The organism is Alicyclobacillus pomorum DSM 14955, from assembly GCF_000472905.1.
Classification (GTDB): Bacteria; Bacillota; Bacilli; order Alicyclobacillales; family Alicyclobacillaceae; genus Alicyclobacillus_A; species Alicyclobacillus_A pomorum.
This window is the reverse complement of the sequence record NZ_AXAR01000022.1, coordinates 1-24,065: the sequence shown is the minus strand read 5'-3', so window position 1 is coordinate 24,065 and position 24,065 is coordinate 1. Positions and strand designations below refer to the sequence as shown.

Sequence of the window (24,065 nt, the reverse complement as noted above, 5' to 3'; positions counted from 1 at the left end):
TCATTGTGTATGAAACGATGAGTGTTCCAGAGTATGGTGAAGTAACGGAGCAGTGTAGGCTATAACAACGACGAAAATAAGCGCGCTCCCTGCTCCAGAATGCGCTGTGAAAGGGTTCGATGCAGCAGATCTTCGATGCGCAGTGATACGGAATCAGTAAGATCGCGCTCGAATTGTTCGGTGATTTCCCGCGCAACGTCGGCACTGTACAAGACTTCGGACACCTCAAAGTCCAGGCGAAAACTTCTCATATCATAGTTTGCGGCCCCTACGACGGCAATATCCCCATCAATGGTCATCAGCTTAGCGTGCAACACACCTTTGTCGTACAAGTAGATATGGACCCCGGCTTCTAGCAGTTCACCGTAGTAAGTACGGCTTGCAGCGCCCACGATTTTATGATCTACGTGGCGAGGAACCAGCAATCTTACGCGCACACCGCGGGTGACGGATGTCTTTATTGCCATGATGATGTCTGCATCGGGCACGAAATAGGGCGTGGTGATGTCAATGGTCTTTGTCGCTTGTGTTAGGCATATAAAGTAGGCCTGCCGGATGATTTGAATCGGAATTCCAGGATTACCTTGTAACGTCTGTACGTACGCTTTCTGTAACGCCTTTGTGCTCGGAGCGGCGTTAACACCGATGCTATTCATGGAGCTCAACTCAGCGCCGAGTTCTACCGACCACGTGGAAAGAGAAGCCGCGCAGGTTGATGAAATGTTCGATTTATACCTTGGACCCTGAAAAGGCTTTCGGGTATTCTTCGTCTTCGTGTTCCAGCGTGTCCTCTTCTTCATCCGTTCGGGCGAAGAGATGTTCCAGTGGGCATTAAAGATTGCCTGTAAATCGACTGCAATTTCACCGACCATTCGCACATGGGTATCGCGCCAGAATCCTACATTTGGCTGAAATCCGGTGTACTCATCTCCGATGTTGATACCACCTGTAAAAGCTTCCTTTCCGTCAATCACGACAATTTTACAATGATCCCGGTAATTCAGGGTGGATCTGAGCCACGGGAAGCGAACTGGAAACAGCGTCCGGCATTCAATCCCTGCGTCCATCATCCGTATGATCTCTCGCCGCGGGAATTGTCGGCTCCCCCAACCGTCTCTCAGAAAGCGAACCTTTACACCGGCGGCGGCCCGTTCAATCAGTAGGTCCGTGATGCGTCTGCCAATTTGGTCATCTCGATATATGTAATATTCCAGATCAATCGTTTTTTCCGCGTTCTGTACAGATTTGATGAGCTTTTCATATGTTTCAACACCGTTTGTAAGTACCTGAACTCGGGCACTCCGAAGTCCATTCACGGTCAACTTTCGTAAAGCTTGTGCGATGACCGAGGCTGACCGGCTGAACGAATCCGGCAACGTGTCCGACCCGTTGTTCGGAGAAGTCGGTATTGCTTGTTTTATGCGCACGGGACTCGATGCGATGAGATAGAGTCCAAAACCAATGACAGGCAAAACATGGCCGACGGTTAGCCAAGTCAAAGCCCTGACCGGCCGGCGTACCTCGCGAATTAATACGACTAACATGAAGAACGTGTTCAACAAGTACAGCCCAACAATCCACACCAAACTAAGTCCTCCCACGTTGATGAAAGGATGCAAACGGTGCTGCGACGCGAACGCTTAGAATTTGAAAGACACATGACGGACCTGTGCAACATGGACGCTTGCTACACATGTTGCGTGACAGAACCACTAACCTTACGCATCCCACTCGCCTCCAATGTAAGCGTCTAACATGCCGAGTTGACAGTAATACTTTCCAGAAGCAGCCCATTTCATGCCGTGCTGGGTCGATACCTAAACGACCCATCGTCCAAAGAATTAGAAAGACCCAAGTCATGTCGTGTTAGGCACGACGAATAGTTGATGTTACACGCCAAATTTTAGGACATCACAAAATGTGTTATTTCGCGTGACATGGGGATAATACTTTCAACTAACTTCGATTGGGGGTGGAAATTATGCGCTTTCTGAACTCGGATGCGTTCATTTTAGTGGATGTATGCAATATTGGCATTACTGATTGGCGAAGAGGTGTTGTTTAACGATTCGAAAACCTAGGAAGGGTGAAGGAAGATTTGATTAGGAAATATGTCATTAAGCAAGCCGGAACGTCCAATGGAATGTGGACACGGGGACAACATGGTTAAAGCGCTATTATTCACCTCGGCCTTCGGTGACGGACATCGGCAAGTCGCCTGCGCACTCCGATACGCATTTGTGAAACGGGGAGTAGAAACTATTGAGGTAGACTGCTTTCGTTCCACAAGTCCCTACATTGCCGGATTGTTGGAATCGACATACGATTGGCTTACACGCCATGGCTCACACATCTATGGCATGATGTACAATCGAACCGCTCACTTTGGTTCAAAAAGCAAACTGTGGAAATTCGCTTCAAGGGTATCTAAATCCGCCGCTATCGCTGCAATTGAAGAACATCGCCCCGACATAGTCCTGCAAGTGTTCCCGGATCACGCGATAGCGTCTCTGCCCCAAAGATTGCACAAACCGTACATCGGTGTTGTTTTAACAGACTATAGCATTCATGGACATTGGTTTCACGAAAATGTCAACACATACTTCCTTCCACATGAAAGATTCGTTGCACGTGCGCAGCCTTTTGTACCACGCCATTCAGAACTGGTAGTCACAGGAATCCCAATTCGACCACAATTTTATACACGAACTGAGCATTTGGTCACACAAAGACAACATCCGTACATTGTGTTTGCGACGGGAGGGCGCGGGGTGTTCCCTCATATCACGTATACGGTGGAAGCCGCTTGTGACATGCTACCGGACTATGATGTGTACGTCATGTGTGGTCGAAGTATCTCCATGTATCAGGAAATAAAGGAGATTGCTCTCCGCATTCCACGTGTACAGGCCCTACCCTATGTTGAAGATGTGGATGCTTGGTTTCGTGGAGCTGAGTTTGCAGTAATTAAAGCAGGCGGAATTACGGTGAGTGAGTGTTTAGCTACTCGATGTCCCATGGTGCTTTATCGACCACAACCTGGACAAGAAGCGGATAATGCGGCTTTTTTAGAACACGAGGGGGCGGGAAAGGTCGTTCGAAATCTGAAAGAATTTAAGGAAACTGTTACCCAGTTACGCTGTTCACAGAGGCAACGGGTAATGTCACAGACGTGTGAGCGCATTGCGCGTTCTGATGCTGCCGAACGCGTTGTGCAGCATGTCTTACGTAATGTAGGCTACATGAATTAAACAGCAACTGCAGAAGTCCAGAAGGACTTGTAAGGGGTTGTTGATAGTTTATTTCCATTCAACTCCGTGACTATGACTACTATAGTCTGCAATCTATGTGCTAAGTGAATAAATTTCCGGTAAAACACTAAAAATATGGTTTGTTTCCAATCCGGAGGTGTTCTCATGGCACACTACGCTGTTTATGGGGCTTTAGACAGTGAACTCAAGAAAAGATTTGCGGATGGCCTGCATAAAAAGTTTAATCACACAGGTTATCAATTGGTCGAGCCACAACAAGACAACATTCGATTAGTATTTAACTTTGTAGATCCCAAAAACCCACGTCCGTTTCGTCGAAAGGCACAAGCTACGTATGTGGTGAGTGTTGTAGAAACAAATGAGCCCCCAAAGGATGTTCTTCGCACCGCATACCCAATTCTAATTCGGTCATTGTCAAACTTGCTGATCTTTATTGTTAATCAACATAGCACGGGTGTGGCACGTTGATTTCGATTTCGCTGGGTTGATTTTTGGGCAGCTTGTTTTTCATGGCTCTTGTCTCCCATATGTCCTTTGACATGATAGATTGTTCTCTCACACACATGGCTTTTATTCAGTGGTATCCACAAGCATAAACATACGGTCATATTAAGGCGTGACCTCGGGGTATATGTTTACATCCTATAGCGCTGGTACTTCTAAACCTGTCACCTTCTGTGATTTTCTTAAGCTGAGATACCATGTGTTCCCATTCGCCCCTTAGGATATTCCATCACTCATAATAGCGTTGGATAGGACAGCCAACGACTGGTGACTTCGTCGATATGGCAAACATGAAATCCTTGCGAATGACACATTTTATATCTGAGGTCAATGCGAGCAAGGGGAAATTGTTTCATGAGAATCTTGTTTATTGTGATTATCACTGTGGCAATGTTAACTGGTTGCAGCATTCAGACGATGCCTAAACAATCCAGTGCGGTTTCTGATATGAACCGGCACAAAGTGGTTGTCATTGTTGTCGATTCGCTAATGGATCGGTCCATTCGAGCGGCGATGAATGACAAACAATTCGCTGCAATACGTTATTTAATGTCGCATGGGCACTACTTGAGTGATGTTGTTGCGTCATTTCCATCGATGTCGGTGTCTGACTTAAGCACCGTTGTAACCGGGTCCTACCCTGAGGAGCATCATATCCCGGGGCTAGTGTGGTTCGATACAAGCCGAGGGACCATTGTGAACTATGGAAATAATCTCTGGCAAACCATCACACTCGGAACCCGGTCTGTATCACAAAGTGCCCTTTATGATCTAAATCAGACCCATCTCTCAAAAGGTGTGCATACGATTTTCGAAGATCTACAGGGTGCCGGGTACAGCACCGGGGCAATTAACATGCTCGTTTATCGTGGAAGAACACCTCATCAGCTCACGTTACCACTATATACGCGACCCTTTGCAGGTACAGGTACCTATACTGTCCGTGGACCCGACACGTTCGTACTTGGTCAACTCACCTCACAGGGAGTGGGGAGGAGTAAGGACGGAATGTTTAATAAATTCGGGTTAAATGATGACTATGCCACCGATGAACTGGTTCAGCTCATTAAGCAAGGTAAGCTTCCTGATTTCACAATGGTGTATTTACCCAATAACGATACTGTCGTCCACAAACACGGAGTCAACGCAATGCAGGGGATAGCTGATGTTGATAAGAACCTCCAGAAAATCCTTTCTACATACGGTAGTTGGGACAAGACATTACAGAGCATGACTCTCATCGTGATGGGGGATGGAGGTGTTACACAGGTCTTTCCGAAAGGAAGACAACCCACCATTTTTCTAAAAAATGTATTTTCGAATTATGTACCCCATCGTTGGGGTAAGAAAATGAAGTCAAATGATGATGTAGCGTTCGCCGTTAATTCAAGAATGGCATACGTTTACCTTTTAAGTGGTCGCATTCGACCTGATGATGTAGTTAAACAGTTAAAGCAGGAAAAGCGGATTGACGTCATCGCATGGACCGATGGAAGCAACGTCTTCGTGACGAGACCAGAGAATACTGCATCTCCCTTGGTCTTTCACAAAGACGGCCCCTTTACTGACCCGTACGGACAAAAATGGAACATCCAGGGTGACCAGTCGTTGCTCGATATGAGTATGGGACCGGACCGGACCATAACATACGGTAAATACCCGGACGCTCTGCATCAACTCTGGAGTGCAGCACATTGTCAGAAAGGCCGATACATGATCGTAACTGCAAAAAAGGGGTACCAATTTGGGGATGAGAATGCCCCGAAGCATAATGGGGGTGCACAACAGGCTTCTTTGATTGACGATGATGTCTTTGCACCAATAATTATTAACGGTACAAATCACGTTCTGAAGGAACCATCCCGGTTCGTGGATTTAAAGAAATACTTTATCTCCATTGTAAGATCTCCGTAAGGAAACAGGCAATACAACGTCTTGAGCTGTTGTTTATACCGAATGTAAAGCATCAAATTCCATCACGAGTAACGGATTAAATGCCGTATAACACAGTTGTTTATTAAAACCCCGAGAAACACCTCAATTAGTGCTTTGTTATTTTGTACTCAAACATCCTCAGGCACAAAGTCCTGTGGTAACCACGGGTGTACGGGAAGCCTCCATCATGTGCCATCTTGCGTAAGATATGTACCCAAATTCATTTATACAACAAATACGATAATTGTGCGTGTCATTTCCACACTCGACAATTTCTTAATCCACCTTTGATTGAGTTTATTTTCCACGCCTCTGTAGATAATACACTCTGGAACGAGTTTGAGAACAGGGGGTATCCAATGATGATCCGGTTAACCCGGAGTCAATTCGTGGACTATGTCTATGTTTTGCTGGCTTTTTTCATTGGCGATGAGTTATTCGTTGAGACCCATACCCCGAACCGGAAAGGCAGCTATAAGAATCAGATCCACAGTTTGGTTTGGAGGTCATGGGATTCACTGTTTCGGGTGGTGGCGAGAATCAAACATCTAGAACAGGGAGAGTCGCATCTTTTTTGTATTGCCAAGCGCCGACATCTAGGACGGCCGTTTGCGGTGGACGGAGTCTGTGTGCGCCGATTTGATCCTGTCATCGAAATTCACATGAACAATAAATTCTTGGCTCAAGTCATGCGTGAACAGGACTCCGTGGTTAGCCTAGCAGCGCGACTCCTAGAAGAGACAAGACGCTCTTTGCCCGCTCTTGCCAATTGTGTAGTTTCTCATAAGTATCAAAAGGTAAAAATCCTGTACGGTACAACGTTCATCCACCGAGGTGTAAAACGTTTTGGCTTTAGTACCCATCCCATTCAAAATCCGACTACACATCGTTTTCTAGCCTGGTACTTACGCAACATTTTGCGTATGGCGAATCCGAACGCATACGTTTTGTCTAAGTCACACCGAAATATCTTTAGCCCTAAACTTGTTGCTATTTCAAAGCATCGCCTCATCCAAGAATACGGAGGAAACCGTGTTGCAGAAATGCAAACAGATGCTGAAGTGTCACCTTGCTAACCGTTCACTGTCCGCTTCAAATTCGGTGAATTTGAAAGAATAGACATACGGAGTTCGGTTACAAAATATCCATAAATTTAGTGTGCAGGAGGGTATGCTATGCTCTACACCGTATCTGGCCAAGTGACCTCTCACGTTCAGAGGTGGTTCATGGATGGGGTCCATCAAGTCCTTCAGAAACATGGACATCTCTTCGTGAATCCAACCGAAAAGGATATTCGACTTGTTTTTAATTTCGTTGATCCCAACGTCCCACGTCCGTTTCGTCGTAAAGCACAGGCGACGTATGTCATTTCAGTTGTAGAGACGAACGAGCAGCCTCAAAACGTCCTTCGGACCGCCTATCCAAGTTTGATTCGCACGCTTTCTAACTTGCTCGTTTTCATCGTAAACACGGACGAACGCCTGAATACATACTTCGTGACACTGGAACAAGGATATTATTCCGTTCCTTATGAAAGCGGCCAGGATGATAAGTACTTCGAGTATATTTACCAGCGCATGGAACCCTTGGCTTCTTCAAATTTGATCATTGATAACGAATTTGAACCTGACCTTCCTGAGGAGTTGTGGGAAGGGGATGAAATCACGGAACAAGTTCGGCATGCTGCTAGGAAAATCGACGAAATGAACTTGTTTCCGGCACCATTCCCGATACAGGAAATCTTGCCGCCGGAAGATTTTCGACATGTTAAGCGACTGTACGGGATCGGTGGGCTAAGCTACGGTAATTTAAGCGCACGGAAAGATGAACAGCGCTTTTGGATGAGCGCGAGTGGAGTCAACAAGGGGAATTTGCGTCGTATAGGGGAAGACATGCTTCTCGTGAAGCGGTTTGATGCGGATCGTAAAGCCATGCGACTAAGCGTACCACCAACCGTTACACCTCGAAGAGTGTCCGTTGACGCAATCGAACATTGGATGATCTATACTGAGCACCCGACAGTGGGCGCAATCGTTCACATTCATGCCTGGATGGATGGGATTCCCTCAACGCAAATCAACTACCCCTGTGGCACAGTGGAACTCGCCCGCGCAGTAGCAGAGCAAGTTCGGCAGGCAGACAACCCTGACCGAGCCATCATCGGGCTGAAAAACCATGGTTTGACCATTACCGGTCGCGACCTCGACGATATTTTTGAACGGATTGACGGCAGAATTATTCCTCAAGTTCCGATGGCGTAGTCATGCGATTGGGTTGGAGTGTACGGCTCGTCTGATGATGGTTACGTCTCTGTTTCTCAATTTCGTTTTGAATCGCATTGTTCCAGTCAGGGACCGACAAACGATAGTACGATTCAACTAGCGAAGGAAACGCGTAGGCAAGGCGAGCCGCCCAACCCATTCGATTTGGAATAACAACGTCTTGTTTACCCCGGCTGACGGCCTTAAATATTTGATGTGCCGTCTTTTTTGGTTCCAACACTGGAATTCCAGGTGGTAATCGGTACATTTCCCGATGAATATACTCCTCGATTAACGGAGTTTCCACAGGACCTGGTGCTATCATTTGTACACGAATTCCTTCTGGTCTCAATTCTTGCCGTAACGACAGAGCGAGTCCGTGAAGCGCGTGCTTGGTTGCGGCGTATGCTGCGAAGAAAGGAGGCGTGCACGGCACAGAGAGAGATGACATGAGAACAATCGTCTTTCTTTGACTATTTCTGATTAACGGTAAAAATGCCTGTATGACGTGTACCGCTCCCCAATAATTTACTTCCATGGCGTGCTTGGCAATATCAATATCCATCATTTCAACCGGCGACAGGTAAAATGAGGCTGCTCCATATATGAGTATATCTACCCGTCCGAATTGACTAAAAATCTTATCCGCCAGCTGTTTCACTTGATCCGGGGATGTAATATCAGCGGGAAATTCTTGGGCATTACCTCCATTCGAATGGATCTCATCGACAACTTCTCGCAAGCGTTCTCTTCCTCGGGCTATCAATAGCGTCTCTGCGCCGTGTTCGGCAAACAACAGCGCACACTCTCTGCCAATACCACTTGAGCCACCAACAATGACTGCTACTTGATTCGTGAATCCGCTCACATAAATTCGCCACCTGTTAGCAACACTCAATTTCTCTTCAATATACCCAAATTAATCCATACACAATCGTTTTGGAGAAGATACTCACACGTCGAATTTATGAAATTTCGTCGGTTCTGCGGATCCGAAACAGTGAATGACCAAAAACGGTATTGGAGAAGATATTTGCTGGCAAGAATCCTCGTTTGATTTTCTTCGAAGGGGAACCACATTTGCATGATATCCGTGCGTTTGCTTCTAAAATGTATCGTTCAACTGTACTACAAAGTATTCCACAGAGTTTCCGTTCGCGGTCTTGAAAAACTGCCTTTTTGTGATCCCTACATCGTGGCTTCAAATCACATTTCCACTCACGATCCGATACTGTTGGCTGCATTCCTGAACCATAACATCAAGTTTATGGCAAAGGAAGAACTGTTTCGAGTTCCTGTCGTTCGTTCCATTGTAAAACGACTTGATGCATTTCCTGTGCATCGTAACGGTATAGGAATTGGTGCGATTCGCCACGCGATTCGGCTGCTAAATATGGGTCAAACGGTCGGAATTTTTCCTGAGGGAACAAGGAACCGGGATGAACGTCAAATTCCTTATAAACCGGGAGTGGGATTCATCGCAACAAGATCCAACCGTGCAGTCATCGTTCCAGTTGCGATTTGTGCTCAGCAACGTGGATTCTTCCGACCAATCCACGTCGTCGTCGGGGATCCTATCACACCACTTGATTCAGATTACCGATTGCTCACTGAACATGTGATGAAGGCCATCAATGGCTTGAAGAATTCCGAATTCACTTCCACAAGGTACGTCATCGGTCAAGAAAGTATCGAGTAATGTTAGGGTTGTTGGTATCGATAACCCATGCGGTGGTTTCGGTTATCCTTTAAGGAAGCGAATCAGTTGTTCACTCATGCTAACTCGGAGAGACGACGAGGCGATGAGCTCACCATCGGCGTGGGCGATCATGGAATCGGGACACGTTATCTCGATGTACTTGCCTTGCTGCGTAGTAATCATTAGCTCCTTCTCGACATGCCTTCCCGAGTATACAGAGGGCAGCAGCTTTAGGAAAGTGATTTTCCCTAGGTTAGACACAATGCAGACGTCAAGCAGACCATCATCATACTTGGCGGACGGGCAGATTTTCATACCTCCTCCATAAAAAGGACAATTTCCGATAGCGATCATCCACACATGTGAAAACGATGCACAACGTCCGTCAATGTTGAGAGACACTTCAAACGGAACAAATGATTTTAAGACAGTTATGGCACTGAAAGCGTATCCGAGTGCACCAAGATTTTTGATAAACATATGACGATTGATATGATTTGCCACCATACCGTCAAATCCGATACCAGCAGCGTTAATAAAGTACCGTCCGTTCACGTTCGCTACGTTTAAATAAGTTTCCCGAGGGTAACAGAGCATGTTCAGGAGGTCCTTGAACGAGTTCTTAGCCCCTATAGACCGCGCCAAGTCATTACCTGTACCAAACGGCAGTATTCCAATGACTACATCATTTCCAAGCACTCCGTTGATGATTTCATTGACGGTTCCATCTCCACCGACGGCAATCACTCGTTCAAAATGGGACCGAATTGCCTGCAAACAAACGGCTTCAGCTTCTCTTGAACGGGTCGTAAAGTGTACCTCAAAAGGGAAATTGGCACGCTTCTTGAGTAGCCGTTCAAAGCTGTCCCATCGTGATTTGGTTTTTCCTCTTCCAGCGCTGGGATTGACAACAAATAAGGTTTTCACGACAAACGCCCTTTGCAACAAAGATGTTCGGTTAAGGAATCCAGTCTTCACTGGGGGCGGGCTGAACTGCAGTATTCATGGCAAGCAGGCGGTGATAGTGATGTAGTAATTGTTTGGTTGGCCCATTCCAATCTAAGGTAAGTACCATCTCCTGAGCACGAGTTTGTACCCTACGCCGCTGCTCTTCGTCATACAGTAATTTATCCAGCGCTTTTAACATGGACTCGATGTTGGCAGGATCATATATGAATCCAGCTTGTCCATTTTCTAATACCTCTCGTGTTACGGGGCTATCTGCAGCCATGACTGGCAACCCGCTTGCTATCGCTTCATATAAGACCAGTCCGAGGGTTTCAATGGTCGATGTAAAGACAAAGCCATCGGCGGAAGCATACGCATGTGCCAAGTCCTCTCCGAACAAGTACCCAGTAAATACTGTATTGGTATCTGCAAAAATGGTTTCGAGTGTTGCGCGGTACGGACCATCCCCCACAATGGCCAGATGTACATCAGGCCGGTGTACCAAACACGCGCGCAGTTTCTCAATTCCCTTCTCCTTGGCCAGGCGCCCGACGTACAACAATAACTTCTGATTCCTATCCTTGTCATTCAACAGTCGTGCACGCATCTGTTCGGACCGCTTTGCAGGCGAAAATATCTGTAAATCGACGCCGTGTTCCCATAAACCAAGGTTACGAAATCCTCGAGACTCTAACTCCGCCATTGTTGCCTTAGACGGACACAAGTTAACTTCGGCTTGATTATGTATCGAGCGAAAACACCACCATAAGTATGGTTCCAGCCAAGGGAGGCGGTAATATCGCGCGTACGTTGGAATGTGCGTATGGTACGGAGCAATCAGAGGTACACGATTTCGCCGTGCATAGTAAATTGCGGCAAAGCCGAGGAAACCTGGATTTACGGCGTGAATGAGGTCAGGCTTAAATTCTTTCAGAACTCTTCCGACCCTTGGTAAGGGTAATGCGAATTTCTTTTCCGGGTAAAGAGCAAAACGGAAGGAAGGAATTCCGACAATCGTGGCGGCCGCAAACGTTGGCGGAGCTCCATTGGGTGCAAACAAGAGCACATCATGTCCAGCATCCCCTAAGTGTTTTAACGTACCGCATAAACATGTGACAACACCATCCGTTCCGGGTAGAAATGTCTCAGAGAACATGGCGATTCTCATTCTGTCCACCGACCTCTTATCATACGTGTTGTTGATAAAGCTTAATAAACGCCTCACGCACATCCCAAAATCTATTGGAAAGTCTGGTCGGTGCTTAATTTTTCCTTGAATGTGTTATGACATACGTGGTGTAACCGATATACAGTCTCACACCATGTGCAAGTCAAGGAACCCAAATGGGGATACGGAGGGGGGGGGAAGGGTAACAGAGATGTCAGCCGTGAAAACTGTCTTTAGTGATTTGGGGATGGGGAAACCTCTACAACCTAATGCAGAACGGTGCGACAAATCTGCCAGTACACGGACGCTGGTACATCATCCGCCACAGAGGGAACACCGGTTGGCGTCGAGTGGTGCCCTGGACTACGCAGACGTAGACGGCAATGGCGGTGGCGGAGCCCCTTTTTCAACGCGTGAAGAACTGGACGAGTACGTGCGACACTACGGATTGCGACCGTATGAGCAGTTGACGCTTGGGATTTGACCACAAAAGCGACAGACCGGACTTTATTATCCGGTCTGCTACGAGGGTTACACCAAGTTTTGCGGGGAAGGAATGTGCAAGCTACTAATGCATACTAACAGCTCGATGTTAGAAAGCCCTGACTGAGTGATTAGAGTTCGATGAGGAAAAGAGAAGGCTCGGGGGGTGGTCCGACATAGGGCCTTGGCCCGAAGAAAGGGGTAGTTGTCTGCGAGCACACATAACCATATGTGTGATTGATATCGGTTATTCCAGGATCTGTGAAGGGTGCAAGCAGGAAGGTTAAACTCGCCCGCAAACGAACAGTTTGTCCACGGACGAGTTGTGTTCTCATTGTGTGTTCTCATTGATAGAAGAATTGGTCTCCAGATAAGTCAGACCAGGCCAACATATTGACGGGACGAACTGGCTTTACATGACGGAGGTATTTTACCGGTAGTACATGGTTTACGTGCTTGACTGGTTTCACATGTTTGACCGGTTGCACTGGTCCTGAGCCAGTTACATTCTCGGTAAAGAAGACGCACCGACCGCTGTTATCTCTAACCCATCCATCTTCATAACGCCCGAGGTGGATGCCTCTATAGGAGTAAATGGACTCTTCATCGAAATAACCTACGGGAGTTCCATCAAACAAGTAAATGTGAAGTCTGTCCTCTGTGTAGGCAATGGGCCTGCCGTGTCGGTCGTAAAAGGTCTTTTCCAAACCTATTCACCTCCTTTTTGTTGTAATTCTGTAACTGCAGAAAATTTTATTTTTTGCGTACTCCGCTTCGGCGGGTTTTTCTTTTGCCCAGATACATACTGAAGTGAACAACATGATAAAGAGGGTAAGAAGCTTGTAAGGTGCTACGAAAATTTGTTAAAATTTGTCGCCTGCCCGTCTCGAGGTGTTATGAGTGTTAAGTGAACACAAAGGGAATATTTACGGGCATTATGGAATAGTGTGCAGTAGATGGCAGGAAAAAGCACCCTTGCTCCGAACAAGCAGGGAGGCGCGAGGCGATGGAACAGGTAGTGGTGATGCTACAAATTGTTCTGGTCAGCCTGCAGATTATTGACCTATCAATGCGCCTAATTCACAAACGAGGTATCGCTCATGTGTTGCGTAAAACCGGGCATGGCCTATGGATGAGGGTAACCCACCGTACTCGCATCCGTACGTAACGAGGAGAGGGTAGGCTTTCCTGTCATCCCTCAACAATATATGGCCCTGGTCTTCGCAGCATGACTAATAAAATACACTTGTGTAACAATACTCACTTCGGTGGATTTTCATTCACACAACCACTTGAAGATGAACGAGAATACCCCGCTTCGGCGGGTTTTTTATTTGATATCCGCGTGTGACGCACGGTAAATGGCTTAATCTTATACGGTCAAGCATGCGTATCCTAACACTACCCATAAGTTTGCGATGGGGGGTGTACGGGTGAAAGACGAAGAACGTGCTCAAGACGAACAACATGTTTATGGAGTTATTTATGAGAGTGAGGAATCCGATGCGGGTACTCATTCTCATAAGATTTTCCTGATTACGTGGGACGGAAGGGTACTTCATACCCATGGTTTTTCAGGTATTACCTCCTTCGATGTTGGTCATCGACACCATTACGCAGGAGTCACTGGACCAGCTCCAAGTGGTGTCCCGCACACCCATGCCTACTCCACTGAAACAACATTCAATGACGGACATCGGCACTTCATCAGCGGACGGACAGGGCCTGCAATTCCACTTCCAGGCGGTGGTCATTACCACTTCTTTGAGGGTGTTACCACGGTAAATGGGAGAATCCCGCATACCCACACCTACAGCGGAAGAACGGGAAACGAAATCCCAGTTTAAATCAGAGCATCCGGGAAGTGGAGATGGTCCCTACATCGGGGCGTATGGCGGCCAGGGGATATCTGGTCACGATGGGCAGTATCGTTCCTCATCATATATGTGCTCGGAATCCCTGTACGGGCAAATATCGATTCAGCGATCCCGCTTCGGCGGGTTTTTTCTTTGGAGGCAACCCATGGTCCGGTACAGTGTAACCTGCTGTAAGTGCAAATACGTTTGCCGATACGAAGGAAAAACTATCGGAGACTGTACAGACCAGACATCAGAAGATGGATGGGAACCCACCGGCAAAATGACGGAGAGAGTGTGTAAGGGATGCAGGAGTTTAGGCAAATGCCTTACCGCCGTGTACAAAAATGAACCTGTTGCAGAAGGACTGAATAAGATTTGTGCCAATGTATGGGGGGGCGCTTGTTATAGAAGAACTTCCAATCGCAAGAATGATTTGTTCATTAGAGTTCTACGCGAAGTTACACCAGTATTGGAAAGAGTATGTTTCACGGCAGTGCATGTCGTTGTTGATGGTGTAATGCCCAACCCGCTAGTACAAAGATCGGCTGTTCTTCGTCAAAAAATTGGATCCGCTTTTGCCTGATTCGTCACAGAAATACATATATCTCTTTTACACGATTGCCCCTTTGTCCCAACAGATAGAGAGAACTCGCCCGTACCACTAATTTACCTCCTCCATACATTCTGGTCTATCATTCCTCACGTTCCGTGGTAATGTTTACGTCAACGTCGCCCAGTCAATAATGCAATGGTGGAGCTTCTCTCTTCCCCATATAGTAGCCCTCATCCTTCATTGGATGGGGGCGTTTTGTCATCTTGCCGCTTCTTGATCGAACAAATAGTTCAAGTGTTTATTGAGCATTAACCCACGACAGTCAAGGCAAAACTGGTTACCGAAATTTGAGTGAATAACCAACGGTACTTTAGCGCATGCTGTCCCTCAGAATCTCTTCGTCAAGGGGGATGCTTGACATGACAGAATCTCCGATCGAGTCCCAGTCTGACGTGTTGGACTTAGTCGTGCAACCGGAGATCAAGGAATTCCTCGTAACCGCGGTCCAGATGATACCGAAGATCACAAACATCATGAAAATCACTTCAGAAATGTACGATCTCACTGAAGCATTATTAAAAGACACGGAGATGTTAGAAATCTTCGGTGAGGCCATGAATGGGACAACTGAACCGATTCAAGACACGATTGAAGATGGCGTTTCCTTGTTGCACGAGGCTCAAGAACGAGCTGAGGCAGATACTTCGAATGTCGGTATGATTGGTTTGTATAGAATGCTTAAAGACCCTACAATACAAAAAAACCTCCGATTCATGAAGGCATTGCTCGCAACTATAGCCGAACGCCGAGACAGGCAACTCCATTAGCTTAATATCGATAATAAAACGGGCAGTGAACATTCCTCTCTTCATACCTAGCCTTCATCCCAGAGCAGGATGGGGGCGCTTTGTCATCTTACATCAGCGAAAACTCTGGCATAACATGCGTCACGTTTTCCCCGAGCTTTCCTGTCACTCCTTTGCAAAGAACGGCTCACTTTGGCGGAGCACAACGCCTAGTGCAGTGTGAATATACAGTTAAATTAATAATTAGTTTAATTTACCCATATGTTACGGGAGGGAGGGTATTGCCCCAAAGTTACAACGAGATTTTCTATTATGGGGCCGATAGCTTGAAGGCAAAGTGCATCTTGTGTAAAAACTATGTCGATGAGTCTGAAATGAAGGTTATATTCAAAACAGGTTTCATACGTAAAGACAACACAGATTTTCCAATGGGTATTTGCCAACAATGCAGTCCTTCTGTTGACTACGAATTACCCGTACATAAGACACACGGTAACCCGTCCGAATCCTAAGATCGGCGGGTGTTTTTATGATCAACCTAGCCCCTAAAAAAGAAAAAGCCGTAGAAACGCGACAAATGAACATGGTTGGGCTTGGCGTGTAGCAGATTCCCTACATCACTGTACTGTACCCTGTGATACGTTGACACGACATTCACTGGTGTGTCCATTATGCATAGGAAAGTATATTACTTTCCGATCAGCCTTACATAAGAGTTCCGTTTTTAACTGTGCGATGATTTCGTTGGAAACACCCGCTTCGCCCAGTCGTCTTTCTAAGTACTCTTCCTGTGACATGTGCGACCATCCAAACATCAGTGTCCACCTCATAGCCTTTATGTGTTTCATTCATCACAGCAATGCAGATTATCACATTATTGGTGTCGAATATTGTCGAAAGTTGACGGACACATTTCTTTCTCAATTCGTCTTCTCGATACACTCCGCTCCATCGTCCAGCACGTTTCATGGTGATGTTTACGTGACCACCGACTGGTCAATACTACATTGGTCGGAGCTTCTCTTCCCCATACAGTGGCCCTCGTCCTTCTTAGGATGGGGGCGTTTTGTCATCTTACTTCCTCGATACACTCCGGTCCGTCATTCCGCACATTTCCCACGAGCTCCGGTGCCCGGTATGCATACATGTCCTCTGAGTACGGCTGCAGTACTGACATAAGTACATCAGTGTCGGTGATACTGCGGTCCAGCCAAATGTCCTCATTTTCCCGCGTTAGAATCACGGGCATCCGGTCATGTAGCGTGGTCATAAACATGATTCACATTTAAAAAGGGCTTGCCTGCCGAAAGTAGTTTGGTTTCACCGTCGTATTATCATACTGCGTATGAAATATGTGAGTCGTCGCAGGAGAAACGGGCGGAATCAGCCATGTCCAGTCGCCCGTGAGCTTTCTTCCACAATCAGCTTCCATTTGTTCAAAACGTGCAAACTGTTTCGCAGCAGTATGATGATCCACAATGCTCACACCGTTTGTTTTGAATGAGTACAACACCGCGATGTTCAACTCGACGAGTGCCTTGTCTTTCCACAGGGACGAATCTGTTTTGGTATCTAACCCCATCAGAGATGCGACTTTGGGCAGCATATTATACCGCTGCACATCAGCCAAGTTACGTGCACCGATTTCTGTCTCCATATACCAGCCATTGAACGGTGCTGCCGGATAGCGAATGCCGCCTATTTCGAGTACCATATCTGAAATCATCGGAACCGCGTACCACTTCAGATTTAACTCATCGAAACTACGTAACTCTGGGTGACGAATATCGACTTCCAGAATCAGTTCTTCAGGTATAGAAAACACCCTTGGTGTACCGCCATCAACCTGAATAACCAACGGTAATACGTCAAACTGTGTGCCTTTTCCCTTCCAGCCTAAGTTCTCGCAGGCTCGGGTAAAGCGAAGTGAGTGCGGATCACCGACGATTCCATGCTCAGTTTCGTACCCGGCATAGCGAATGAGTTGATGGTTCCAAATGCGAATTTGCTGGCCTTGTGTCTCTGGCTTGAATACCGTAATGGTCGGGCGGATTTTCCCTGAATTGGTCGCATATCGGATATGGTTATAAAGAGCATGCACAATGCCCTCTGTTGATTGTACATTTCTCGCATCAAATACCTTCAGGGATTGCCAAAACAATCGACCTATACAGCGATTACTGTTCCTCCATGCCATTCTGGCCCCGTGTTCCAATTCCTCGTATGTATGCTCGTAGGTTCCGTCCTGTTTGATGTGCTCTCTAATCTCCGCCAATCTATGCTCTGTTTCATCGGCGCTCTTGCCGAGTTCCTTATAGCAAGTAGTGATGAACACCTTTGCTTCATCGTACAGTCGACCGTGAGACATCATGATGAAATATCCTTTCCTATACGTTAACACTACCCTGTGAATCTCAATTCAGCCTGTTATTTAGGCGGCAAACATTTCAATTCAGCAGGTGCAATTCAGTTTACTTTATGAGGGAGTGTCTTGCCATGTAGGTCGCATGTTACTCAGCAGTTCATCTACACCCGCGTAGATGGTGCTGAAACTGGTACTCATACCATATCCTTCATCCTTCATGGGATGGGGGCGTTTTGTCATCTTGCTTCCTCAATACATGAAAATTGAGGCCGAATACGGAAAAGAAGTGCTGTCTGAAATAGTAAACACAAGAAGGACATTGAGGGAAAGGAAAAACGGATTGTAATGATTAGGGCCACCTCCCACGTAGGAACGTGAAAGGTGGCCCTAAGCAGCAAGAAAAGTATTCGAGGTGAAGTACAGTATATCTCCTTCCGCACAACGACACAAGGTACGCATACATATAATCCGAGTACGGCTTGACCCGGAGTTTAGCGGTGGTAAGTGGTATATCTACCGGGTGTGGGATTAAAAAAAGACGCCCACATCATATATGTGAGCGCTCTGTAGTGATACAGGGTCGATGTCCCATTTTCGACCGGAGACGCTGAGGAGTATAGCATCTGTATGTGAAAAATATGTGTAGATTGCGTATAGGGTTTGTTTGATTTTCATTGAACAATGATTACAAAAACCCCACTCATGTCATCGTGAGGGCCATTGTAAACGTTATGCACATTGTTTCCTCTACTTCACGGCGATAGCATAGTCCCGCCATTTCGGTTTCGCTTTAATACCGCCTTTAACGTGAGTCATACACACACCCACAATACCCACGACATTATTCTGCACGTTCGGTCGTGCTGTTTACGCCGACGTCTTTCAGCCAATAATACAATGGTCGGGCACTCCTCGTTTCCCATATAGTAGCCCTCATCCAATGGCAGATGAGGGCGTTTTGTCATCTTATTGCCTCAATTCACTTCCGTAAATTCCCGACCTCCAGAAGCATGGTTTGGATTGATCTGGTCAAAATACCGGAAAATGGTGCTTGACCGGAGGCCGACCACCTATGTCGAAGGTACAGATATCGCGATTCCAAATCGTACTCGCTCTCATTTGGAGTACCCTCGGTACGGCCATTATCACGCTCCCTCCGGCCATTGCCCAGTTTACCGTCCGCGACGGCTGGATCGTGAGCCTTCTGTTTGCGGTCGGCGGTCTGTTGTCCGCTAGCGTCGCAGCACTTTTCGTTCATGCGTTACCCAACCGATCTCTGACCAGCGGTCTTATCCATGCGTTGGGACCACGGCTCGGACGCGTGTTTGGTCTCTGGTTCCTTGTCTGGCTATATCTTATTAACTCCACCATCTTACGGAGGGTGGAATTGTTTGTGGGAACCACCATCTTGCCTCAAACACCGGAGTATCTACTCGGATTTGCTGGTATGATTGCGGTCTCATATGCCGTGTACATGGGTGCGGAGGTCGTCATGCGAAACGGCGAGTTTATCACGCCGTTGGCGTTCATTGTGGCTCCCGTTCTCTTCGGATTGTCTCTGCAGCACGTGGATGTTCATCAACTGATGCCTGTGCTCGCCGACGGCTGGAAGCCGGTGTTGCGTGGTGCGGTCACACCGGATCTCACCTTCGCATTGGAGCTCTTGATTGGCCTGCAGTTTGTACAGGCCTTGCGCAACAGCCGAACCCTTCCCAAAGATATGATCATTGCCGCCGGCATCCTGACCGTCGCCGCGACCGTCATCACAGTGATCACGATAGGCGTGGTGGGGCAGTCCGCCAATTATCTTGCCTATCCGGTGCTTGAGGCCGTCCGCAGTATTCGCGTCGGTCGGAATCTGGAACGCCTGGACACGCTGTACGTGATGGCTGTGATGTCGACCATTTTAATCAAACTAGCCGTGTTTCATTATGCTTGGTGCGAAGGGATGAAGGACGTGTTCAAGCTGTCCTCGCACCGGATTGTTGCGCTTTCCGGCGGCTTATTGGTGTGGGCCGGCAGCGTTGCATGCTTTGGCAGCCAGGAAGAGGTGATCCACTTCACCATCTTTGTAGCGCCCGCCTATTTTGTTGTGACGTTGGTTGGGATTCCCCTTCTGACTGTCATGGTGATGGCATTTCGTAAGCGAGCACAACGTTAGACCATGCGTCATATGTATATTGAACCCCCATCCCAATTGGACGGGGGTTCTACAGGAGGAAGAAAAGACTTGCAACCCACGCTCACAAGCGATTACGGTTGCATTTCGCAATTATACATCGCGGAAAACGCAATGTGATTAGTGAACTGGTGGCGAGATTGGAACGCGACCCCATCGCATACATCAAATGTGCACAAGGAGTGCCCAAGTGAAAAAGGGGATGCCGAATAAACCCGTATCCCCTAACTTAACAATAGTCTCCACCGATCCTGTGTACCTTCGTACATAGACGTACGACCGAGAACTATATTGAATTATGTGAGGTTAATGAGTTGTTAATTAAGCCCCTGGAATATCGCCCTCCATTCAAGGCCCGGAACCCTTTTTAAGGTATTCCGTTATCCTGAATTGTGTGCGGTGTTCGATCAGTGGGATTAAAAAAATACGCTCACTTCAGTGAGCGTGATATGTCGAAAAGGAGAGAGGGAATTTGTCACTGGCCACACACTACACCAGCGACTGTTGAGACAAACGCGAGGCACTCAGCCCAAGGAAGAGTGTACAGGATAAATGTTTGAAATATGTGTACAAGGTGTGGAGAGTTTGTGGTTATGGTTTGAAACACAGTGGCACTGGACTATTTGTTAGTGGTGGAAATAAAGAGACGCCCACATCAGTGAGCGTCACGCAGGAGTAGAAGTTGTAGGCTGCCACTGGTGGTCCCCTATTCACCAGTAACTGTGACGACCGCTTGTGCCGTCTTACCCCACAAACACAGTGTAAAAGCAAGATGTGGAAAATTTGCAGAGAAAATATGGAGAAATTGTGGTTATGGTTGGTGGAGATTGTGCTCCACGTTATTCCTTCACGGCAACCCCGTACCTCAACCCCTCTCCATCTCTTCCGATAAGCCACAGCGCGTTCCCCTCGTCTGAATCGACAGTGAGCTGGTATTTCGTACAGAAGATCCGAATGGCTTCCTCTCTACTATCGGCCTCGATGGATTCCTGCTGCGGATAGGTTCGCGTTGTCGCGTCGGAATAGTACAGGAAGAATGAGTACTTTATCTGTCATCCTCCTCACGACGTGGGATCCCCACACACGCCTTTGTATCCGCAGTTGCTGCAGAACGGAGTGCACCCACGCGTCTCTCCACTGAGCGGAAAGTTGCAGATGGGGCAGTACATCGTTTCTGTATTCTCCATGTTTGCTTTCTCCCGTTCGTCCACTCGGCATCCTCCTCATCACCAACTTTCGGTCATCAGATTGAAAATTTATTCCAAACACTATCGACACCTCACGTGCTAACTGATACATTGCAGACAAGGAGGTGTGTTTACTTGATCACAAAAGACGGAAAATTCAATATTGTCGTCTTTGACAACGGAGAAAACTATGAACTGATTGCTTCGCCGACTGATGAGCGAGATGTTCCATTCGTCCTCGACTATTTCGTAACGAAGGACGAAGCGGAACGCATTGTACCCCACTTCGTAGCGTGTTACAACATCGCCATTGAAGAGGGGTTTTCGCTTGATTGGAAGGAAGAGTGGGGCGGACCATACTTTCGGAACCCTATAGAAGGAGAAGCAAATGTCTACGTGGATGACGCACTTGTACCTGATGAACAGTCTGCCGAGCAGTTTGGCGTTTTTGTGCGTGGTGTACTCGGCATACCTAAACAGGTGCAGTAGTGGTCCGTTTTTTCCTGTGCGTTATCGATATGGTATCACGTGCTCTTTATGATCAAGTTAGGTCATCCATTTTTGGCCCGCAGAGATGCGGGTCTTCCTCTTGTATCTTTTCCCCAAGTTCCTTGTGACGTCTCTTGCGCAGCTGTGCTCTAACAAGAATCTCTACAATTTTTCGCATTGGCAACTGGATTGATCTTAGGTTGCTCCATCGACATCCTCATCCTCCAATGGCCACAAATAATCCACCGTTGTATTTAACGCCCGTGCAATCTTCTGAGCCGTTCTCAGGTTAGGTAGAGACTTTCCATTCACAATTACACTCAAAGCTGATGTTGTAACATTAGCCTTTTCCGCTAACCACGATTGTTTGATTCCGCTCTCTTCAAGAATTTTCTTTAGCCGCGTTCTCTGCTTCATATCATCACCACTTAATTATTCCGCACTTAACGTTTCATATCCTTCCACGAAAAAAAGTTATTGTTCGACGAATATCACCAAGCCTCGACAGCGTATCTTCTATCATCCAAACACCAAGGAGGATGGTCGCATGTTGGAACAACAGTTTGCACGTTTTCTGCTGGACCGTATTAACGAGAAGGTGCAGGGCATTCCTGAACCAATCGCCAAGGAGATTCGTTTACATCTGAATGAACTTCGCGGCATCGTCGACACTGCACTAGACGCAACTCCAACTCGCGGTCGAAAAGGTGGTTCCACAAATGCATGAACGTTGCCGCATATGTAACCGGCATAAACGTGCACATCTGATGTACGACGAGAAGGTTTGCATCGAATGCCATGATTCATGGTTGAAGTATTCACGCATGGCAGTACGAGGTCTTTAAAAATGAAAGGGGATATCATCATGCAAAAAGGTACAGTTATGTTGGAATCCGGATTGGTCGGGGTCGCAGTGGTGCAAGTGGATGGTGCTGAAGCTCGTGTTCGGAATGACGAAGGAGAAGAGTACTGGGTATCGTTGTCCGACCTGGAGATTGCAAGTCCAATGTCTCCCCCACCGGTAGAAGGTGGCACTCTGCCACGGAGTGGCGGACTTATTTAGCGGAAAGGGGGGCTGTCAGAACGTTGAGTAGGGCGGACAAGAAGAGGAAAATTGCGCCGTATGTGCCACGTTTCATTAAAGAACATGTCCACGAGGTCAGTCGTTACCTGCGGGCGTCAGAGGGAGATACAGGAGCACGTTTGGCTATTGCAGCGCTGAACGACTTCCCTACATTAAACCGTCTCGCATCATATATGTGGAGAGACTACGCGCACGGGACTCACGCATGGATTGGGCATCGTGATCATGAAAATCTAGACACATTGATCAACCCTCGCGGTCATGTAACAGAACGTCTATTTATGCGGTTCACTCAAGACGATTGGGCATCCATTGACGCATTAGGATTTGCGTTTGGTAGACCCGTTGCTCACGCAGCGGCTGCGCTGTTGCGGTTCGCCTACGACTATCCCCGCGTGACACAGATGGTCGCGCCTGAATATGTACCACGTAGTCCTTACAGTGTACAAAGGGGGCGTGCGCAATGGGGTTTTGGTCAGACGTCGTGATCAGCGTACCAAAGGTGACGTTTCGCAAGTTGGAGGATTTGGCCGAGGAAGTGTATTACCTAGAGACCGAAGAGGAATTGGATCGTCGCGGTCGTAAAGAGTTGGCGGAAAAACTGGTGCAAAAGATGCTTGCCGAATATGTCGATGAGTATTTCGGAGAATCTGCAAAAGCGGCAGCGCAAATGTTTCGGAATCGACAAGAAAGGAATATGCTATCGCTGTGATTTAGACGTATCCATTTGCATACCGTGCACTAAGGCCTCCATGATGAAAAGAGTGGGGGTCACCTTACATTTAAGCAAGGCCCCCACGTTTGTGAGGGCATTTTGTTTTGGGCAGATAACATGATAATGAACCACATAGGCTCACACAGGAGGTGTGTCATGGCGAAGCGCAGTCTACCGGAAGAACGTAAGCCTGATATGGCCTACAAGGTGGGAGAGACCACCATCGAGATTTACGGACCAGGACCAATGACCGAAGAGGAACGGAAGCGTCGACATGCAGCAATTGTCCGGGCAGTCGGCAAGTGTTTGGTGACAGCCACTCGCCAGGACTAACTACGCAGAAGAAAAGGCCCACATTTGTATGACTGTAAACGCATTTTAGAAACTGTGACCCCGTGAAGAGACCCCTACGATGATATGATCAGGGGTCTCTATTCGTATTCAAACTTTTGCAGGAAACGTTGAAGTATTTCCTGAGGTTGTAAGACTTGTTTCGATGGATGTAAACGTCATTCCGATTTTCTCGAATACGGTATTGCAGGTATCCACCCGATTCGG

25 protein-coding genes and 1 pseudogene are annotated in these 24,065 nt (G+C 47.3%); 16 read left to right on the top strand and 10 right to left on the bottom strand.

From position 1 onward, the window contains the following. Positions 1-59: 59 nt before the first annotated feature. Positions 60-1,586 (bottom strand): phospholipase D-like domain-containing protein, encoded by a 1,527-nt coding sequence (locus YWK_RS0116265; protein ID WP_026965638.1) that lies wholly within the window; start codon positions 1,584-1,586, stop codon positions 60-62. Positions 1,587-2,162: 576 nt separating this feature from the next. On the opposite strand from YWK_RS0116265, the gene YWK_RS20370 reads away from it, so the two are divergent. From YWK_RS20370 to YWK_RS0116240, 5 genes are all read left to right on the top strand, one after another. Next, positions 2,163-3,251, top strand: a complete 1,089-nt coding sequence (locus tag YWK_RS20370) for an MGDG synthase family glycosyltransferase (RefSeq protein WP_169727200.1) — start codon at positions 2,163-2,165, stop codon at positions 3,249-3,251. A gap of 165 nt (positions 3,252-3,416) precedes the next feature. Next, positions 3,417-3,740, top strand: coding sequence for a hypothetical protein (locus tag YWK_RS0116255; protein ID WP_026965637.1), 324 nt, complete (start codon positions 3,417-3,419; stop codon positions 3,738-3,740). Positions 3,741-4,130: 390 nt separating this feature from the next. After that, on the top strand, positions 4,131-5,690 hold the full coding sequence (locus YWK_RS0116250; protein ID WP_026965636.1) for an alkaline phosphatase family protein: 1,560 nt from the start codon (positions 4,131-4,133) through the stop codon (positions 5,688-5,690). Positions 5,691-6,100: 410 nt separating this feature from the next. Next, positions 6,101-6,787 (top strand): YkoP family protein, encoded by a 687-nt coding sequence (locus YWK_RS0116245; protein ID WP_156909191.1) that lies wholly within the window; start codon positions 6,101-6,103, stop codon positions 6,785-6,787. A 99-nt stretch (positions 6,788-6,886) separates the two neighbouring features. Next, complete coding sequence (locus YWK_RS0116240; RefSeq protein WP_026965634.1) at positions 6,887-7,972, top strand: class II aldolase/adducin family protein; 1,086 nt, start codon at positions 6,887-6,889, stop codon at positions 7,970-7,972. On the opposite strand, the gene YWK_RS0116235 is transcribed toward YWK_RS0116240, so the two are convergent. Beyond that, on the bottom strand, positions 7,947-8,840 hold the full coding sequence (locus YWK_RS0116235) for an SDR family NAD(P)-dependent oxidoreductase (RefSeq protein ID WP_026965633.1): 894 nt from the start codon (positions 8,838-8,840) through the stop codon (positions 7,947-7,949). The two genes, YWK_RS0116240 and YWK_RS0116235, sit on opposite strands and share 26 nt — an antisense overlap. 216 nt (positions 8,841-9,056) lie before the next feature. Here YWK_RS0116235 and YWK_RS20365 point away from each other — a divergent pair, with 216 nt between their 5' ends. Next, entirely contained in the window at positions 9,057-9,671 is a 615-nt protein-coding gene (locus tag YWK_RS20365; protein WP_051375683.1) for a lysophospholipid acyltransferase family protein, read from the top strand. Between the two features lie 42 nt (positions 9,672-9,713). On the opposite strand, the gene YWK_RS0116225 is transcribed toward YWK_RS20365, so the two are convergent. From YWK_RS0116225 to YWK_RS22575, 3 genes and pseudogenes are all read right to left on the bottom strand, one after another. Beyond that, the gene (locus tag YWK_RS0116225; protein WP_035467330.1) at positions 9,714-10,598 is read right to left on the bottom strand and encodes a diacylglycerol/lipid kinase family protein; all 885 of its coding nucleotides are present in this window, start codon (positions 10,596-10,598) and stop codon (positions 9,714-9,716) included. 31 nt (positions 10,599-10,629) lie between these two features. Then, positions 10,630-11,226 carry a glycosyltransferase gene (locus YWK_RS22580; protein WP_245578652.1) on the bottom strand — a complete coding sequence of 199 codons (597 nt, stop codon included), beginning with the start codon at positions 11,224-11,226 and terminating at the stop codon, positions 10,630-10,632. A 42-nt stretch (positions 11,227-11,268) separates the two neighbouring features. Continuing rightward, positions 11,269-11,775 (bottom strand): annotated as a pseudogene (locus tag YWK_RS22575) (glycosyltransferase); the annotation flags it as partial. 223 nt (positions 11,776-11,998) lie between these two features. On the opposite strand from YWK_RS22575, the gene YWK_RS0116215 reads away from it, so the two are divergent. Then, a complete protein-coding gene (locus YWK_RS0116215) occupies positions 11,999-12,271 on the top strand; it encodes a hypothetical protein (RefSeq protein WP_026965630.1) in 273 nt (90 codons plus the stop codon). A 343-nt stretch (positions 12,272-12,614) separates the two neighbouring features. Here YWK_RS0116215 and YWK_RS22940 read toward each other — a convergent pair whose 3' ends face one another. After that, positions 12,615-12,977 carry a 4-fold beta flower protein gene (locus YWK_RS22940; protein WP_035467329.1) on the bottom strand — a complete coding sequence of 121 codons (363 nt, stop codon included), beginning with the start codon at positions 12,975-12,977 and terminating at the stop codon, positions 12,615-12,617. A gap of 299 nt (positions 12,978-13,276) precedes the next feature. Between YWK_RS22940 and YWK_RS22000 the strand changes: the two genes are divergently transcribed. The 3 genes from YWK_RS22000 to YWK_RS0116190 all read left to right on the top strand — a co-directional run bounded on the left by YWK_RS22000 (position 13,277) and on the right by YWK_RS0116190 (position 15,509). Beyond that, entirely contained in the window at positions 13,277-13,438 is a 162-nt protein-coding gene (locus YWK_RS22000) for a hypothetical protein (RefSeq protein ID WP_156909190.1), read from the top strand. 313 nt (positions 13,439-13,751) lie between these two features. Continuing rightward, positions 13,752-14,117 carry a YmaF family protein gene (locus YWK_RS21620; RefSeq protein WP_245578651.1) on the top strand — a complete coding sequence of 122 codons (366 nt, stop codon included), beginning with the start codon at positions 13,752-13,754 and terminating at the stop codon, positions 14,115-14,117. 984 nt (positions 14,118-15,101) lie between these two features. Beyond that, positions 15,102-15,509, top strand: a complete 408-nt coding sequence (locus YWK_RS0116190; protein WP_026965626.1) for a helical membrane plugin domain-containing protein — start codon at positions 15,102-15,104, stop codon at positions 15,507-15,509. Positions 15,510-16,557: 1,048 nt separating this feature from the next. Here the strand turns inward: YWK_RS0116190 and YWK_RS22935 are convergent. Together YWK_RS22935 and YWK_RS0116175 are read right to left on the bottom strand one after the other, a co-directional pair. Further along, positions 16,558-16,758, bottom strand: coding sequence for an SOS response-associated peptidase family protein (locus YWK_RS22935; protein ID WP_026965625.1), 201 nt, complete (start codon positions 16,756-16,758; stop codon positions 16,558-16,560). Between the two features lie 15 nt (positions 16,759-16,773). Next, positions 16,774-17,859: a nitric oxide synthase oxygenase gene (locus YWK_RS0116175; RefSeq protein ID WP_026965624.1), complete on the bottom strand. Its 1,086-nt coding sequence runs from the start codon at positions 17,857-17,859 to the stop codon at positions 16,774-16,776. Positions 17,860-18,925: 1,066 nt separating this feature from the next. On the opposite strand from YWK_RS0116175, the gene YWK_RS0116170 reads away from it, so the two are divergent. Then, a complete protein-coding gene (locus YWK_RS0116170) occupies positions 18,926-20,014 on the top strand; it encodes a GerAB/ArcD/ProY family transporter (protein ID WP_035467323.1) in 1,089 nt (362 codons plus the stop codon). Positions 20,015-21,093: 1,079 nt separating this feature from the next. On the opposite strand, the gene YWK_RS21995 is transcribed toward YWK_RS0116170, so the two are convergent. Next, positions 21,094-21,243: a hypothetical protein gene (locus YWK_RS21995; RefSeq protein ID WP_156909188.1), complete on the bottom strand. Its 150-nt coding sequence runs from the start codon at positions 21,241-21,243 to the stop codon at positions 21,094-21,096. Between the two features lie 111 nt (positions 21,244-21,354). On the opposite strand from YWK_RS21995, the gene YWK_RS0116160 reads away from it, so the two are divergent. After that, positions 21,355-21,708: a hypothetical protein gene (locus YWK_RS0116160; RefSeq protein ID WP_026965622.1), complete on the top strand. Its 354-nt coding sequence runs from the start codon at positions 21,355-21,357 to the stop codon at positions 21,706-21,708. A gap of 195 nt (positions 21,709-21,903) precedes the next feature. Here YWK_RS0116160 and YWK_RS0116155 read toward each other — a convergent pair whose 3' ends face one another. Continuing rightward, positions 21,904-22,125: a helix-turn-helix transcriptional regulator gene (locus YWK_RS0116155; RefSeq protein ID WP_026965621.1), complete on the bottom strand. Its 222-nt coding sequence runs from the start codon at positions 22,123-22,125 to the stop codon at positions 21,904-21,906. Positions 22,126-22,255: 130 nt separating this feature from the next. On the opposite strand from YWK_RS0116155, the gene YWK_RS0116150 reads away from it, so the two are divergent. The 4 genes from YWK_RS0116150 (at position 22,256) to YWK_RS21990 (ending at position 23,840) form a co-directional block, all read left to right on the top strand. Beyond that, a complete protein-coding gene (locus tag YWK_RS0116150; protein ID WP_026965620.1) occupies positions 22,256-22,435 on the top strand; it encodes a hypothetical protein in 180 nt (59 codons plus the stop codon). Between the two features lie 138 nt (positions 22,436-22,573). Beyond that, positions 22,574-22,771: a hypothetical protein gene (locus YWK_RS0116145; RefSeq protein WP_156909187.1), complete on the top strand. Its 198-nt coding sequence runs from the start codon at positions 22,574-22,576 to the stop codon at positions 22,769-22,771. Positions 22,772-23,255: 484 nt separating this feature from the next. After that, the gene (locus YWK_RS0116140) at positions 23,256-23,504 is read left to right on the top strand and encodes a hypothetical protein (RefSeq protein ID WP_026965618.1); all 249 of its coding nucleotides are present in this window, start codon (positions 23,256-23,258) and stop codon (positions 23,502-23,504) included. A 159-nt stretch (positions 23,505-23,663) separates the two neighbouring features. After that, positions 23,664-23,840, top strand: coding sequence for a hypothetical protein (locus YWK_RS21990; RefSeq protein ID WP_156909186.1), 177 nt, complete (start codon positions 23,664-23,666; stop codon positions 23,838-23,840). Positions 23,841-24,065 lie beyond the last annotated feature (225 nt).

Coding starts and splice junctions, on each gene's coding strand:
- YWK_RS20370 (WP_169727200.1), top strand. CDS start 2,163: ATGGTTAAAGCGCTATTATTCACCTCGGCCTTCGGTGACGGACATCGG.
- YWK_RS0116255 (WP_026965637.1), top strand. CDS start 3,417: ATGGCACACTACGCTGTTTATGGGGCTTTAGACAGTGAACTCAAGAAA.
- YWK_RS0116250 (WP_026965636.1), top strand. CDS start 4,131: ATGAGAATCTTGTTTATTGTGATTATCACTGTGGCAATGTTAACTGGT.
- YWK_RS0116240 (WP_026965634.1), top strand. CDS start 6,887: ATGCTCTACACCGTATCTGGCCAAGTGACCTCTCACGTTCAGAGGTGG.
- YWK_RS20365 (WP_051375683.1), top strand. CDS start 9,057: ATGATATCCGTGCGTTTGCTTCTAAAATGTATCGTTCAACTGTACTAC.
- YWK_RS22580 (WP_245578652.1), bottom strand. CDS start 11,226: ATGCGTGCACGACTGTTGAATGACAAGGATAGGAATCAGAAGTTATTG.
- YWK_RS0116215 (WP_026965630.1), top strand. CDS start 11,999: ATGTCAGCCGTGAAAACTGTCTTTAGTGATTTGGGGATGGGGAAACCT.
- YWK_RS22000 (WP_156909190.1), top strand. CDS start 13,277: ATGGAACAGGTAGTGGTGATGCTACAAATTGTTCTGGTCAGCCTGCAG.
- YWK_RS0116190 (WP_026965626.1), top strand. CDS start 15,102: ATGACAGAATCTCCGATCGAGTCCCAGTCTGACGTGTTGGACTTAGTC.
- YWK_RS22935 (WP_026965625.1), bottom strand. CDS start 16,758: ATGACCACGCTACATGACCGGATGCCCGTGATTCTAACGCGGGAAAAT.
- YWK_RS0116175 (WP_026965624.1), bottom strand. CDS start 17,859: ATGATGTCTCACGGTCGACTGTACGATGAAGCAAAGGTGTTCATCACT.
- YWK_RS0116170 (WP_035467323.1), top strand. CDS start 18,926: ATGTCGAAGGTACAGATATCGCGATTCCAAATCGTACTCGCTCTCATT.
- YWK_RS0116155 (WP_026965621.1), bottom strand. CDS start 22,125: ATGAAGCAGAGAACGCGGCTAAAGAAAATTCTTGAAGAGAGCGGAATC.
- YWK_RS0116150 (WP_026965620.1), top strand. CDS start 22,256: ATGTTGGAACAACAGTTTGCACGTTTTCTGCTGGACCGTATTAACGAG.
- YWK_RS0116145 (WP_156909187.1), top strand. CDS start 22,574: ATGCAAAAAGGTACAGTTATGTTGGAATCCGGATTGGTCGGGGTCGCA.
- YWK_RS0116140 (WP_026965618.1), top strand. CDS start 23,256: ATGGGGTTTTGGTCAGACGTCGTGATCAGCGTACCAAAGGTGACGTTT.
- YWK_RS21990 (WP_156909186.1), top strand. CDS start 23,664: ATGGCGAAGCGCAGTCTACCGGAAGAACGTAAGCCTGATATGGCCTAC.